Below are 15,230 nucleotides of genomic sequence, written 5' to 3' on the forward strand. Positions count from 1 at the left end.
GAATCCAGTCAAATAAAGCTTTATTTGAAAAAAATTATCTAATAAAAAAATCTTTGAAATCAAGATTTTTTTAGCATGGATCCCTGCTTTCGCAGGTATGACATCGAGAGCTTTTTGAAAATTGTCCAGTACTATAGGTCAAGCCACGAGGTGACAGGAGTGAAATTGAAAATATTATAATAGGCTCTGGATATATAAGTGTGTAAATTCTAAAATAGGCATTAAATTCGCCCCTCAAATTTTATCAAAAAGTGAGCCATGGCCTCTCCCCAATTTTGGATAGGCATATTTCATTTTCGCGTAATATAGTCAATTGTCAAGTACAAAGTCTTAAATATAGAGTCGTCGTTAGGAAAACCCCTTTTGTTATTAGTAACCTTGCGTAATTGACTATTTAAACCTTCGATTGCATTGGTTGTATAAATGATACGCCTAATCACTTCTGGGTATTGTAAAAAAATTATCAAATTCTGCCAATTATTTTGCCATGATTTTGCAATATGTGGGTACTGTTTGCCCCATTTCATATCAAAATCAGATAAGGCAGTAAGTGCTTCATCCTCAGTGATAGAGCTGTATACTAGCTTCAAATCTGCTGCAAGTTCTTTACGGTCTTTATAGCTTACATATGACAAACTATTTCTGATTTGATGTACAATGCACAGCTGATGCTCAGTTTGTGGATATACTGCAGATATCGCCTCACTCATGCCCGTTAGATTATCGCTACAAGCAATTAAGATATCTTTTAATCCCCTGTCTTTCATTTCAGTAAAATTATTTAACCAAAATTTAGCTCCCTCATTCTCGCTAATACACAAGCCTAAAATATCTTTCCTTCCGGTTAAATCTACACCTAAAGCTACATATACTGCCTTATTGATAATTCTCTTATCTTGACGTACTTTAACTATAAGTGCATCAAAATATACTATAGCATATATGGCTTCCAGAGGCCTATTCTGCCAACTCCTGACCTCATCCATAACATTATCGGTAACCCGACTAATAAGGCTTTCACTGTTCTCTGCACCATATAGCTCATGAATCTGAATCTTAATGTCAGAGAGGCTCATCCCTTTAGCATATAAGGATAATATCTTCTGATCTAATCCATCAATCCTAGTCTGACGCTTTGGCACTAGTACAGGAGAAAATTCAGCATTTCTATCACGTGGTACTTCAAGTTCCAATACTCCACCTTCAGTAATTAGGCTTTTTTTGCATACACCATTTCTACTATTGTCAGTCTCTATCCTGCCATATTTGTTATAGACAAGATGCTCATCCATCTCAGCTTTTAAGGCTCTTTCAAATATATTTTTAGTTAACTGCTTTAATATCCCGTCTTTGGCAAAAAAACTCGTTAAATCAGTATCTTTATCTATTAGCAAATCTACTGCTTGTTTTATCTTCTCTTGGTTACTGTTACTCATGTTATTCCTGATAAATTATATTATTGTTAATATAACCTATCCTAGAAATTTACACACTTAGTGAGACAGCACCTTATAATTAAAACTACAATAGAAAAATATATTAAATTAATTTTCTTTCACACAGCTTAAAGAGTTTGTATCATATGATGTTGTCACCAAAAGAAAATATTATATGTCTAATTCAGCTTTTTTAGTTGCATTTTTTACAACAATTATCCGTTATTATGATTATGCTCTATTCGGTTTATCGGCTAGTATTCTTGCACAAAATTTCTTACCTAATATAGAACAGGATAAACAACTACTCGGCTTTTTTGCCATTCTTAGTGCAGCCGTTATAGTACGACCTTTAGGGTCTTTAATTTTTGGATTTATCGGAGATAAATACGGGCGTACTAAATCTATTAAGATATCAATGTTCATGAGTAGCATTTCTACCGGATTAATTGCTATTACTCCTTCCTTTGAGATGATAGGTATTTTTGCTACGGTAATACTAACATTATGTCGAATGGTTTTTTTAGCAAGCCTTGCCGGAGAAGTTGACGGAATAAAAATTTATGTAGCTGAAAAAACAGGAGATAATCGGAAAAATTTAAATATAGGAATAGTTTCATGCTGTAGCCAAATAGGTGCATTACTTGCGGCTATAGCTTATTATTATGCTAGCAATTCCGGTATCCTGTATCTATGGCGGTTTAATTTCTTTATCGGTGCAATATTCGGTTTATTTGCTATTTTGATGAGAAGTTTTTTTAAAGAAAGTAGTGAATTTTTATATTATAAAAGTACTATAGAGCTAAATTTAGAAAGATTTAGACAAGATGAATTTAAGGAAGAGTCTGCGGAGCGTACAAAAGTACGTGAGTACAAACGAACTCCGCAAAATTCGCTTGTATTAAGCTTTCTAAATGACGCTCGGCAAATTATAAAAGATAATAAACTATCCTTTATAATAGCATTACTAATAAACGGTGCTATTGGAGGAGTGTATAATTTTTTAGTAATTTTCTTAGGAGTTTTTTTAACAAAAATAGCTTTTGTAAATCATCCTGAAATAAGATTTATGAATATAGCTCTTACTACTACCTATGGAATATCAGCCGTTTTTGCAGGGCTGCTTGCCGATAAAATAAACCCTTTAAGACAGATTACATGGGCTTTATTTGTTAGCATTATTGCTGCTTTAGGAATGCAAATAATGTTATACAAACAAATATTTAATATTCTCTGTCCCGTTATATTAATAGGACTTGCAGCATTTTATGCAGTACCGCTACAAATTATTGTTCAATCTTTGTTTAAGACTAATGTTAAAATGAGGCTTTATAGTCTATCTCATTCTTTTGGAGGTATTATTCTATCCTCAACTACTCCTTTCTTTAGTATGTTGTTGTGGCAAAATTTTAAGTCACTATCTCTAACTTTAAGCTTTTTTATATTTTTGCTTATAACATTAATGAGTACAGTGTTGGTTTTACGTAGGATGTTATCCTTACATGGATACTAAATCGTCATTGCGAGTGGGTATTGTTGCGTGGATACCCGAACCGTCATTGCGAGGAGCGAAGCGACGCGGCAATCCAGAAAAAAAGTATAAATACAGCAAATTTTTGAAATTAAAAGCTCGCTTTATGCTGGCTTCCCGCCTACGGCTCCTCGCAATGACGGTTCGGGTATCCACGCAACAATGCCACGCGGGAATGACATAAATGAGCCACGCAACAGACTCAAAAACAAGAATAACATCAATTGTCTTAGATAACTCTTCCGTCTTTACTGCGACCTGTAGGTTTTATGCTAGGGCTACTTGAAGATTTGGAGCTTTGCTGTGCCTGTGTTCCAATTTGCTTCGCTTCTTTTGCTAAGTTTTCAAATTTGTCTTTTAAGCTTTTTGTATTGCCTTCTTTTATATGTGTATCTTCACTAGCTTCTATATAACTCTTAGTTTGCCTTTTAGGTGCATTATCTTTAGATTTAGCATGCTTAGAATGTTCTATTAAAAATTTTGTACGAGGTCTTATTAGTTCATTCTCTTTCCCTGTACCTTTCTGTTTTTCTTCCTCCCATTTATCCCATTCCTCCGGTGATGTCCAGTATCTTGTTATTTTACTATCAAAGCCTTTTTCAAATTTGTTTATTAAATTTTTGGTGCTATTCTCTTTAATTTCTTTACCTCGATTTTCAAACTCAAAATTTTTCTTAGGAGTTATATAGTCAGATTGAGTATTTTTATGTTGTTTTTCTACAGTCTGTTTCTTTTCTTCTGTCCAGTATTTTTTGATTTTGCTGTCAGAGTCTGCTTCAAATTTTGCTATTCTATCTTTTATACCGGTAACTGCTCCTGTAGATATTTTAGGCTGCTCTTGGGTTGATTGCTTAGTATGTTTCGGAGATGTATTTTTAGATAATTCATAAGTAAAAGATTCTAAACGAGATAAATTCTTTTGAACTTTTTCTATATTGGAATTTAAATATTCTATTTCAGGCCCTTTATATTCTATTATATTTTTTAATGTGGTATTAATTTCTACAAAAGATTCTTTAATCTCTTTATTAAACTTATCATCACTATTACTTATCTTACTACAATTAGTAGAAATTTTTTGAAGCTTATCTAATATATCGTTAATTCTCTCATCTTTTTGAGAAGTCGATACCATACTTGCTAAAAATTCGCTTCTTCCTAAATTTCTATTAACATTACTTAAATATAGAGGTATGGTAGAGGCTGTAGTGTAATCTTGTGGAAATTTATCTATCTCTTCTTTAAATCTCTTTAAGAACTTTATTGTATCACCGAATATAGGATGAGTATTCCAGGAAAGAGCAGGAGGAGTCGGTATTGCTTCCTTCATTGGTGATGTATCTATAGCTAATTCGTCATTAAACAAGGTTCGTATTTTAGGTAATACATTATCGATATTAACATGTTTTGGTGATGTATCTTTAGCTAATTCATCATTAAACAAGGTTCGTATTTTAGGTAATACATTATCTATATTAACTTGCTTTAGTGATGTATCTTTAGCTAACTCGTCATTAAACAAGGTTCGTATTTTGGGTAGTACATTATCGATATTAACATGTTTCGGTGATGTATCTTTAGCTAATTCATCATTAAACAAGTTGCGTATTTTGGGTAATACATTATCGATATTAACTTGCTTTGGTGATGTATCTATAGATAGTTTTTCATTTTGTAGCTCAGATATATAATCATCTACTGCTTTTTTAAATTTATCTAAAACGGCACTATTTTGGGAAGGAGGCAGCATTCCGGTGTCATCCCACTCTAAAGCGATATCATCGCTTCTACGCTCCTCACGAGGATCAATTAGCTTATAGTAGTTTTTATTTAACAAACGAGGATCACGTGAATTTTCGCTCTTTTCATATTCCTTAATTTCTTCAAATATACCTAGTGTTTTATAAATATTATCTATTTCTTCTTGAGTAAGTCTTTCATTGCTTACTTCTTTTTGTTGGATAGATTTTTGTAATTCTTTTGTTGCCGTTAACTTATCTTTTGTTGTATTTGAATTTGATAAAATTTTTGCTTGTGCTAAATCAAGAGCTTCAATTAAATTAGTAGAGCCGCTTTTTCCAAAGGTGGTAGATAATTCTTCTTGACTTGAACCGATTCCTGAGTCGACAGAAGAAGATCTAGAAATATTATTAGATTTAAGATTAATATTTGCTTGTTGTACATAAGATTTACCGGCATCTATTAATATTTTATCAGTGAATTGTTCTAGTTCATTGAATGAGTTTTCTAGTTTTGCAAAAAGTTCTGTTGAGGAATGTACTATTGTCGGTGATAACTTAGGTATAGAATCTTCAGGTATAGTTTCTAAAGAAGGAGAATATTTACTTGTTTCTTTCTGTAGTACTGATTCATTTTGCCTTATTAAATTTGATATATTTTTAAATTTATTTGCTAATTCTTCAGATAATATATCAATCTGGTTATTGTTATTACTTCCGGCATATAAGACTAGAGCCTCCTTTATATTTTGCGAGATATTATCTGCATGATCTATTAATAACATCTTATATTGTAAATCTAATTCGCTTGAATTATTAGTATTACGGAAGTAATTTTTATTTACTGCTATACTTTTGCTGAGTATATTTTTAGAAGCTTCTATAAGTTCTTTTTGCCCTTTCTCTTCTTTATTTTTTAACTCTTCAAATAAATTTTGTAAACCGTCTGAAAAATCTCCGGCATTATCAAGGTATAAAAATTTACTTCTTATAATCTCTTGTGCTTTTTGATTGGAAGCTTGTTGAGCTTTTTGTTTCTCTTGCATTGCTCTTAGAATGATATTTTTATCTAATGAATTAATCACATCATAAAAATTTTTCATTTCATCTAGTTTTTCTCTAGGTTCTTTTATTTTTTGTAATCTTTCTCTTAATTCTTGAAATTTATCCCATTCATGTTGTTCAAGAAAAAATTCTTCTATTTTTGTATTTTTAGCATTAGGGCTTCCTCCGCTACTCAGGATTTTATTTCTAGCTGCCTGTAATCTAGATGGTTGATGAGAGTTGATATTATTAATCAAATATAAAATTTCTTTTGATGTCTTATTAAATTCTTCATTATTAGTTGGATTTTTGATTGTTTCTTGAACTGCTTCCCTTAACTTTATTATCTCTTCTTTAAGGCTAAGCTCTACTTTTTGTTGACCATGTGTTATAGCTTGTTCGTTTTCTTGTGAGGTAAGTATTTTTTTATCTTGCTGTATATTTAAGCTCTTTTTCCCTACTTTCTGAACAACTTCTTCCATCAATTGAAATAGATTAATATTGCCCTTTATTTCTAATCCTTGCTCATTAGTGATCGGTAATGAATTACTTAGTCTTAATAATTCTGAAAAATCTGAAGGGGATATTAGGACATCAAGTTGAGCCTTTGTTTTTCTACCTTTTCCGTCTTCCTTAAAGCCTTCAACTTTACCAATACTAATAGGTAGATTTTTTAAATAAATTTCTTTACTAGCACCCTGTATATTTTTATCATTTGCTACTTTGAAGTTAGCTTGTTGCTGAGAAACATACGGTCCAGGCTTTCTAGGGTCTATTTTGTTTATTAGAGCTTCTATAAAATTAGTTGTACGTGTTATAGCTAGTTTATCTGTTTCTAAAATATTATTTAAATTAGTATTTTTTATTAAATAAAGATTTCTTATTAGCCGGTCTAATTCATTCTTATGTTTCATAATTTCCCTCTATTAATAAAAATAAACCAAAATGTAATACCATTTATGTTAAATTAACAATACTAATAATTAGTATTAATTCAATATTTTAAATCTTGTTGCATTTGTACTTCAATAATATAATTTTATCATTTATTTTATCGTCTCAATGAGTTTTTTAACTCCCTCGACTGATTTATCAAATAGTGCTTTTTCCTCTGGAGTTAACTGTAGTTCTATTACTTTTATGACACCTTCTTTACCTATAATAATAGGTACTCCGACATATAAATCATTAACCCCATATTCACCTTGTAGATAAGCGGCACAAGTTAGAATTTGACGTTTATCTTTTAAATACGCTTCAAGCATTTCTATTGCTGAGGCTGCAGGGGCATAATAAGCAGAACCTGTTTTAAGTAATGCAACAATCTCACCGCCGCCGTTTCTAGTACGATCGATTATTTTTTCAATATTCTCATTACTTGATAAGCCCATTTTTATCAAGTCAGGTATCGGTATACCTGATATTGTAGAATATCTTGCAAGAGGTACCATTGCATCACCATGACCGCCGAGAACCGTGCTATTAACATTGCTAACCGATACTTTAAATTCTTCAGCAAGAAAAAGATTAAATCTTGATGAGTCAAGTACGCCTGCCATCCCTATTACTTTATTATGAGGTAGTCCGCTTTCTTTAAGCATGACATATACCATAACGTCAAGCGGGTTGGTAATTACTATTACAAAGGCATCAGGAGCGTATTTTTTAACATTCTCTGCAACATTTTTCATAATACCGGTGTTAATACTAATTAAATCGTCTCTACTCATTCCTGGTTTTCTTGGTAAACCGGCAGTAATAATTATTGCATCAGATTCTTCAATATCTTTATAGTCGTTTGTGCCTTTTATTTTGATATCAGACCCGGCTATTGTACCGGCTTGCATGAGATCCAATGCTTTTCCTTGCGGTACTCCTTCAGCCACATCAAATAACACGATATCACCGAGTTCTCTAAGGCTAATTAAGTGAGCAAGCGTACCACCTATGTTACCGCTACCTATTAATGAGATTTTTGGATTTTTTTTCATTACTCCCTCTACAAATATTAAATATGCCTATTACTATATTACAAATAGATTCAAGAAAAAAGAATTTTTAAATTATATTGTTAATTGGTTAATTCATAAAAATTAACCATTCACATTGACTTTATTAAAATAGATTAATATAATGCCGAGTCGAAAATACCATGAAACATGGAATTTTAATAAAATAACTAAAAAAAAGAAGATAACTATGCCTAAAATTTCTAAGTTAATAAATGTTTTTAAATCTTGTGTGGGAAAGGGAAGTAATACAAAAAAATGTAAAACCGTTCCAGATGTGTTTCACGATTTATGCGTTAGTATTAACAATAGCCTTAATAGCAAGAGCAATAAAGATGTAAGCTTTGATACGGTAGATAGCCCAGAAAACAAAAGTACCCTACATCATGTAACTGACTTAGCAGACCTTAAAGAATTACTTCAAAAAAATATTGATCCTAATATACAAGATGAGAATGGTTATACTGCTTTAGAGGTTACAGGTAATTTTGAAAAAGCCAAAATGTTACTTGAATATGGTGCTACGGTGAATGACTATAAACAGATGGGTGAAGTATTATATTACTGTGGTCGTAACTCAGTAGAAAATAAAATTATTCTTTCACTATTAATGCATAATAATGCTAATATTAATTTTACAAAAGCAAATTTAGTAAGACAATGTAAAGAACCGCATTAAGAGGCAGAGCGGTTAATAAAACGAATTGAAAAAATAAAGGGCTTAATATATCAAAGTAAAGAAGTAGAGACGTTAAGAGTATATGTTGACAGATTACAGAACTTAAAAAATAAATATGAAGAAGCAAACCAAGATGTTTCAAAAATAATATTAGATTATATTGAAAATCAAGAGAGTGATAGTTTAAAAGCTAAACTTGTTACTATTTGTCAAAATCTAGGGTTAATCGAAGATTATTCGGAAGTAGCTCAAGAAAATACATTATATAAGTGTTTGGATGATGCTTTTGATTTACTTGATCAAGGATTAATAGGAGAGGATGCTCAAAATACAGTCGTTTGATCAACTATTACGTGGATCGATTTCACGATTGTCCCTAGTGGTTAAGCTGACCTTGTTGTATGGTTTGATTTCATTCTTGCGTGGATTGGTTTTCTCGTCATTGCGAAAAAGTATTGTTGCGTAGACCAGTAAAACCTACTCGATGTCATTCCCGCGTAGGCGGGAATCCAGAAAAAAAGGTATACATACAGCAAATTTTTGAAATTAAAAGCTCGATTTATCTCGCTTTATGCTGGATTCCCGCCTACGCGGGAATGACACAAAACGAGCCACGCAACAACACCGGCTTTACCACGGGGTGATAGAGGTAAAACTGATCTACGCAACAAGACCGCTTGCAATGATGACTTGGTATTCACGCTGGCAATGTCTTGCAGAATGATACACAAAACTATCAACGTTTTATCATCTTATTATATTGTTCCGATAAAACTTTTACGCCGTATAGCCATAATAGACATACGATTACAAAGCTAAACATCAATAAACCGGCTATGTCGTTATGTACGGCGTTCGGGAAAATACTAAAGGATATGAATTGAATAATAGCACCTATTGATTTACCGATTTTAGTACCCATAACATCAACGGCAGCTTTACCTTTGGTTTTCATTTCACTATCGAGCGGAATATATACCATTTCTTTAGTAGCATCAAAAAGTGAATATTTTACGGATTTGGAAAGTACATGCCAAAGCCCGCCGATAAAAACTATAACGACAAGCGGCGAACTATAGCCGAGAGTATTTACGATATTTCCTAGGTGATTTTCAAAAACCGTGAATGAAAAGAACATAACGCCTGCTCCAAACATCATAATCGGTGTTATAATAGCTCCCCAAAACCAGCCGCATATTCTAATTAAACTACTTCCTAAAAACGCACTAACTAACGTGAGTACTCCCGTCCAAAAAAACACTTCACCGTGATAGGATATAAAATCCTTTGTAGCAGGATAGAGTTGTTTTACTTTTGACATCCATAATCCTTCTATTAGGCTAATACTCATAGAATAAGACATTACAAGAAGACAAATAAAACCGAGATATCTAGAAGTTAATATTACTTTTGCACTTTCGACTAAGCTTAATTTTAATATATCCGTTCTTTGATTTTTAAATTTAATATTTTTGTCTGCTTCTACGACTGATTTATCAATAAGTTTATGAAGAGCTAGACAAATTAATCCGGATATTAAAATAACCGTAATAAATGATTTTAAAAGGATTTCATTTGTATCGTTTAGATGAGAAAATAAAGGTAATAAGAAATGCTCACTCTTAGCAAAATAAATAATTACGGTTCCTGAGATGAGTAAATTAGTTTGTCCAAATAAAGTAAAAAATGAGTAAAATCTCGGTGCTTCTTCGACTTTAGTAATTTTATTTGCAAGCTGCCAATATAAAAGAGTAAATACTATAACCGGCCATAATTCTCCCATAATATAAAATAATACTAAACTCCACTGTTCCCAAATTATTAAAAACCATTTTAAGTGAGGAAGAACAGTGATATAGTGCTTAATTAATTCGGGATCGGGATGAAAAAACTCTCTGTACGGAAATAAAATAAAACCAAAAATTGCAAAGAAAAATAAAAAAGTGCCGGTAATTATCCTAAAAATTTTCTCTGTTGTCATAATATTACAGAGTTTAGAATAAAGAATAACAAATAAAATTCCCATCGGCATTTCGCCCCAAAGTTTGATAAAACTCAATACTTCCGAGCTAATTAAGGTAACAACAAAACTATCTTTAATACTACGAACTAAGTTTTGATTAAGTAGAATAAAAAACATTAGTAAGGCCATCGGGATGAACTTGGTTAATTCATACGATCTAATCGGCCATACTATATGCCTAAATTTACTGTTTCTGGCTTTATTCCAAATTGTGAAGTTAGAATCCACGGCATCCATTGATTTACTATGAGCTTATTTTTTTTAGTACCGGATAGCTTTTAAAAAGCATTGGATATCATTCCTGCCTAGCATTGGTGTACGGATCAATTTCACCTCTGTCATCCCGTGGCTTGACCACGGGATCCAGTTAAAAATACTAAAATTATTAGTATTTTTTATTGTTTTTTGGACCCCGTGGTCAAGCCACGGGGTGACACAGCGAGCTTTGTCGGTCCACGTAACAATACCATGCGAGAATGACCTATAAGGCTGTAAGTCTTACAAAAACATAACATTTTCAAAAACCGTCCGGTACTATATTATTTTTTATGCAACCTAGACTATAATAAAAACTATGTCAAGATTTTTTATTATAGTCTCATATATTGTTGTTAATTACATTTGTTATATAATCGATGAACTTGAAAAATTGGCTACGTCGTTCTACAAGATCTGTGGTGCTCACGTATTAAGTATACGCTCCGCTCCTCGACTTGTGAACTCCTTGCTCTTTTCCAAGTTGATCTTCGTATACCAACTATTCATTTACGCAGAGTATACTCAATCGCTGCTTTAATAAACTGAATAAATAACGGATGAGCTTCAAAAGGTTTAGATTTAAATTCCGGATGAAATTGTACTCCTACGAACCAACGAAGTCCAGGTAGTTCAATTATTTCTACAATTTCTTCATCTTTTGAAAAACCGCTAAATACTACTCCATTTTTTTCAAAAATATTTTGAAATTCATTATTAAATTTATATCTATGACGATGTCTCTCATTTATTTCAAGGCTTTTATAAGCATTAGCTGCAATGGTACTTGCAACCAAACTACAAGGATAAGAGCCGAGCCTCATAGTCTTTTTTACATTTTCAATTGTTATTTTTGAGTCTTCACAGTTTTTATTTATTTTCTCAATAATTTTTGTACCGTCTACTTTAAATTCTTCCGTTACTGCATCTTTAATACCGATTAAGTTCTGAGCTATTTCGATCGTCGCAAGTTGCATACCGAAACATATTCCAAAAAAAGGTATGTTATTAGTGCGAGCATATGTTATTGCTGTAATTTTTCCTTTAGTTGCCCGTTCTCCAAATCCGCCCGGTACTAGAATCCCGTCTATATTTAATAATTTTTTATTAATATTCTCTTCAGTTAGATTTTCAGCATTTATCCATACTAAATCAATTTTGTATTTGTAATAAATACCTGCATGATCAAGTGCCTCGATTACTGATTTATAAGCATCTTTTAATTTATGATATTTAGCTATTATAGAAATTCTTACTTTTGAATTAGAATCTTTTAGCCTACCAATTATATCATACCATTTATCTAATTTGGACGGTACGACATTAATATTAAAAAATTTTAATACTTTATTGTCAAGACCTGAATGGTGATACGCAATCGGTACTAAATATATATTTTTTTGATCTATTGCCGGAATAACATACTCAGATTCTATATTACAAAATAAAGCTATTTTATCTATTTCGCTTTTTGAAATGTTACGTTCTGCACGACATACTAGTATATTAGGTGTAATACCTATAGCACGTAATTCTTTAACTGAGTGTTGGGTAGGTTTTGTTTTCAATTCACGGGCGGTTTTAACATAAGGTAATAATGTTAAATGAATAAATAAGCAATTTTCGCTTTTTAATTTGTTACCGATTTGCCTTATAGCTACAAAAAACGGTAGACCTTCAATATCATCGACTGTACCGCCTATTTCACAAATAATAAAATCAAAGCCCTTGGTGTTTGAAAGTATAAAATCTTTTATTATATTCGTAACATGCGGGATGATTTGAACGGTAACGCCGGTGTAATTTCCTAAACGCTCATCTTTAAGTAATTTTGAGTATATCGCTCCTGTCGTAATGCTATCAAACTTGCACGAGGAAACTCCGGTAAAACGTTCATAATGTCCAAGATCTAGATCAGTTTCTGCTCCGTCATCCGTTACATATACTTCTCCATGTTCGTGAGGATTCATAGTCCCAGGGTCGACGTTAAGATAAGGGTCTAGTTTTCGTACGCAAACTTTAAATCCTTTCGCTTGTAATAGCATAGCAAGAGATGCTGCCGTTAGACCTTTACCAAGTGATGAAACAACGCCGCCGGTAACAAAAATGAAACGTACCATTATTTATTATAAACCTAGTGTACTAATATTTTCGTAAAATTTTACTGCTTTTTTTAAGTCTTCTTCCGTATCTACGGAAATAGGAACATTCTCAACTAAACATGTACCTATAGTCATACCGTTTTCAAGGACACGTAATTGTTCTAAACGTTCTGTTTTTTCTAAAAAAGTCGGCTTAAGAGATACAAATTTTTCTAAAGCGTTTTTACGAAAACCATACATGCCTACATGATATAAAAATTCTTCTGCACCGTTTGGAATAAGACTACGCGAAAAATACAATGCTTTCCCCGCCGAGTCAACCGCTACGGTAACATTACTACTAGCTTCTACTGATTCCCTATCTACCTTTACTACCGGTGTAACAATATCGTACTCGCTGTTTTTTAAATATTCTATAATTTTCAAAATAGAGCTAGGTTCAATGAAAGGCATATCTCCCTGTACATTAACTATGTAATTAATGTTTTGATTATTTGGAATTAATTTAAAGGCTTCATAAGTACGATCAGTACCGGTTGGGATAGCACTATCCGTGAATATTACTTTTCCTCCGACTTTTTTAATAATATTTGCTATCTCTTCCGAGTCGGTCGCAACATATGTATGCTCAAGGTTAGCCTGATTTACTTGTTTGAATACCCGCTCGATTAAAGTTATAGAGCCGATAAGCTGCAGCGGTTTTTGTTTAAGCCTAGTTGAACTTAGCCTTGAGGGGATAATTATAGCCACATCCTGATGCTGCATAAACTTCCTATATATTAAATTAAAAAATAATTGTTGACAGATTAGCCTTTTTCGGCGATAAAGTAAAACATAATTTTTGAATATATTCAATATTCGATGAATTTCAAAAATTGGCTACGTCGTCTTATAAAATCTGCGGTACTCACGTATTAAGTATACGCTGTGTTCCTCGATTTATAGACTTCTTGCTCTTTTTGAAATTGATCTTCATATTGCTAATTACAATATATTTAAGAGCTCGTAGCTCAGTCGGTAGAGCATTTGACTTTTAATCAAAGGGTCCCGGGTTCGAATCCCGGCGAGCTCACCACATCTCTATTTGTGGGTTTGTAGCTCAGCTGGTTAGAGCACACGCCTGATAAGCGTGAGGTCGGAAGTTCAAGTCTTCTCAAACCCACCATTCAATCCACTAAGATCTACATTACATATTTAAAGAAGAATAAGAAATATTAGATTAATCAATAATTTCTTTATATAAATAACATTTTTTTTCAATGAGTCTTTTTAAGGGTAGGAAGAGGCTAGAAGGTAGATTATCAAGAGCAAACCACTGCCATCTCTCTACCTTATGAGGCTCAAGGTTCTGTAATTCATGCTCTTTTTCAAAGACATCATTAGTCACCGCTATAAATTGTGGGTTTTCAATAATTAGATTTGTTTCTTCTAAAACTTCACGGATAGCACATTCTTCAAATGTTTCTCCAAATTCTAAATGTCCACCGGCAGGACCATAACTAGATTCACCGTGAGAACTAATACGTTTACCTAATAAAATTTCATTTCTATTATTAAAGATTAAAATACCGATACCGATGCGTGGGTGGTTAGTCATATATTAAGTAGCTCCGAATAAATGAAAAGTCGATATACGAAGTTCTATCTATTGACTTATTAATAGCTTACGTTAATTTCCAAATCAAATAAAAAATATTGCTTATTTAAATACTGTGAGCTATATGAATTCCATTGATGTATTTAGTATGAAGTATTTATAGTATATACACACTATGACTAATCAAGATGAAAGTGCAATTGAGGACTATTCTAAATTTGCTACTTGGGAATTTAAATTATGAATCAGCTTAGTCTTTTTGATAACAAAATAATTATTCCGGGACTAAAATATATTGAAGAATATATAACAGTAGAACAAGAGGATAAGCTCATAAAATTAATAGATAGTAACCCGTGGATTACTGATTTAAAACGTAGAGTTCAGCATTACGGCTATAAGTATGATTATAAAAGCCGTTCTATAGAACAATCATATTATTTAGGGCTTTTACCTAAATGGTTACAGATTGTAGCTGATGAATTTTATAAAAAGAATATTTTTAATGAACTTCCAAATCAAGTAATTGTAAATGAGTATATGTCAGGACAAGGTATCGCTTCCCATATAGATTGTATACCTTGCTTTTCAGATACCATATGTTCACTAAGCTTAGGCGGGAGCTGTATTATGGAATTAACAAATGATAAAACAAAACATGCTATTTTACTTAAGCCTAGAAGTTTATTAGTTTTTAAAAATGAAGCAAGATATAAGTGGCAACACGGAATTGCAGCTAGAAAGAGTGATAATAAAATAATACGTAATAGACGTATATCTTTAACTTTTAGAAAAGTGATTTTGTAAAAAATATT

The 15,230-nt window shown here is 32.2% G+C and carries 10 protein-coding genes, 2 tRNA genes and 4 pseudogenes; 6 read left to right on the forward strand and 10 right to left on the reverse strand.

Annotated features, from left to right (window positions below; translation table 11 throughout):
- Positions 1-221 precede the first annotated feature (221 nt).
- Positions 222-1,436, reverse strand: a pseudogene (locus AC5587_RS03395) (IS256 family transposase).
- 175 nt (positions 1,437-1,611) lie between these two features.
- Here AC5587_RS03395 and AC5587_RS03400 point away from each other — a divergent pair.
- Positions 1,612-2,949: an MFS transporter gene (locus AC5587_RS03400; protein WP_499162859.1), complete on the forward strand. Its 1,338-nt coding sequence runs from the start codon at positions 1,612-1,614 to the stop codon at positions 2,947-2,949.
- Between the two features lie 247 nt (positions 2,950-3,196).
- Here the strand turns inward: AC5587_RS03400 and AC5587_RS03405 are convergent, their stop codons facing one another.
- The 4 genes and pseudogenes from AC5587_RS03405 to mdh all read right to left on the reverse strand — a co-directional run bounded on the left by AC5587_RS03405 (position 3,197) and on the right by mdh (position 7,741).
- On the reverse strand, positions 3,197-3,376 hold the full coding sequence (locus tag AC5587_RS03405; protein ID WP_410527401.1) for a hypothetical protein: 180 nt from the start codon (positions 3,374-3,376) through the stop codon (positions 3,197-3,199).
- 147 nt (positions 3,377-3,523) lie between these two features.
- A pseudogene (locus tag AC5587_RS03410) lies at positions 3,524-3,901 on the reverse strand (hypothetical protein); the annotation flags it as partial.
- Positions 3,890-4,102 (reverse strand): annotated as a pseudogene (locus AC5587_RS03415) (hypothetical protein); the annotation flags it as partial. The pseudogenes AC5587_RS03415 and AC5587_RS03410, both read right to left, overlap by 12 nt.
- 2,694 nt (positions 4,103-6,796) lie before the next feature.
- Positions 6,797-7,741: a malate dehydrogenase gene (mdh, locus tag AC5587_RS03420; RefSeq protein WP_499162860.1), complete on the reverse strand. Its 945-nt coding sequence runs from the start codon at positions 7,739-7,741 to the stop codon at positions 6,797-6,799.
- Between the two features lie 208 nt (positions 7,742-7,949).
- Between mdh and AC5587_RS03425 the strand changes: the two genes are divergently transcribed.
- Positions 7,950-8,438, forward strand: a complete 489-nt coding sequence (locus AC5587_RS03425; RefSeq protein ID WP_499162861.1) for a hypothetical protein — start codon at positions 7,950-7,952, stop codon at positions 8,436-8,438.
- 422 nt (positions 8,439-8,860) lie between these two features.
- Positions 8,861-9,082 (forward strand): hypothetical protein, encoded by a 222-nt coding sequence (locus tag AC5587_RS03430; RefSeq protein ID WP_499162862.1) that lies wholly within the window; start codon positions 8,861-8,863, stop codon positions 9,080-9,082.
- A gap of 92 nt (positions 9,083-9,174) precedes the next feature.
- Here AC5587_RS03430 and tlc2 read toward each other — a convergent pair whose 3' ends face one another.
- From tlc2 to AC5587_RS03450, 4 genes are all read right to left on the reverse strand, one after another.
- Positions 9,175-10,698 (reverse strand): nucleotide exchange transporter Tlc2, encoded by a 1,524-nt coding sequence (gene tlc2, locus AC5587_RS03435; protein ID WP_499162863.1) that lies wholly within the window; start codon positions 10,696-10,698, stop codon positions 9,175-9,177.
- Between the two features lie 158 nt (positions 10,699-10,856).
- A complete protein-coding gene (locus AC5587_RS03440) occupies positions 10,857-10,982 on the reverse strand; it encodes a hypothetical protein (protein WP_410527394.1) in 126 nt (41 codons plus the stop codon).
- Between the two features lie 240 nt (positions 10,983-11,222).
- Entirely contained in the window at positions 11,223-12,836 is a 1,614-nt protein-coding gene (gene pyrG / locus AC5587_RS03445; RefSeq protein WP_499162864.1) for a CTP synthase, read from the reverse strand.
- A gap of 6 nt (positions 12,837-12,842) precedes the next feature.
- Positions 12,843-13,583, reverse strand: a complete 741-nt coding sequence (locus AC5587_RS03450) for a 3-deoxy-manno-octulosonate cytidylyltransferase (protein ID WP_499162866.1) — start codon at positions 13,581-13,583, stop codon at positions 12,843-12,845.
- A gap of 234 nt (positions 13,584-13,817) precedes the next feature.
- Here AC5587_RS03450 and AC5587_RS03455 point away from each other — a divergent pair.
- Positions 13,818-13,893, forward strand: a tRNA-Lys gene (locus tag AC5587_RS03455).
- Positions 13,894-13,906: 13 nt separating this feature from the next.
- Positions 13,907-13,983 (forward strand) — tRNA-Ile (locus tag AC5587_RS03460).
- A 153-nt stretch (positions 13,984-14,136) separates the two neighbouring features.
- Here AC5587_RS03460 and AC5587_RS03465 read toward each other — a convergent pair.
- Positions 14,137-14,415 (reverse strand): annotated as a pseudogene (locus AC5587_RS03465) (nucleotide triphosphate diphosphatase NUDT15); the annotation flags it as partial.
- A gap of 240 nt (positions 14,416-14,655) precedes the next feature.
- Between AC5587_RS03465 and AC5587_RS03470 the strand changes: the two are divergent.
- Positions 14,656-15,222, forward strand: coding sequence for an alpha-ketoglutarate-dependent dioxygenase AlkB (locus AC5587_RS03470; RefSeq protein ID WP_499162867.1), 567 nt, complete (start codon positions 14,656-14,658; stop codon positions 15,220-15,222).
- Positions 15,223-15,230: the final 8 nt, after the last annotated feature.

Origin of the sequence: Rickettsia endosymbiont of Hedychridium roseum, from assembly GCF_964028255.1 — a bacterium.
Lineage (GTDB): Bacteria > Pseudomonadota > Alphaproteobacteria > Rickettsiales > Rickettsiaceae > Rickettsia > Rickettsia asembonensis.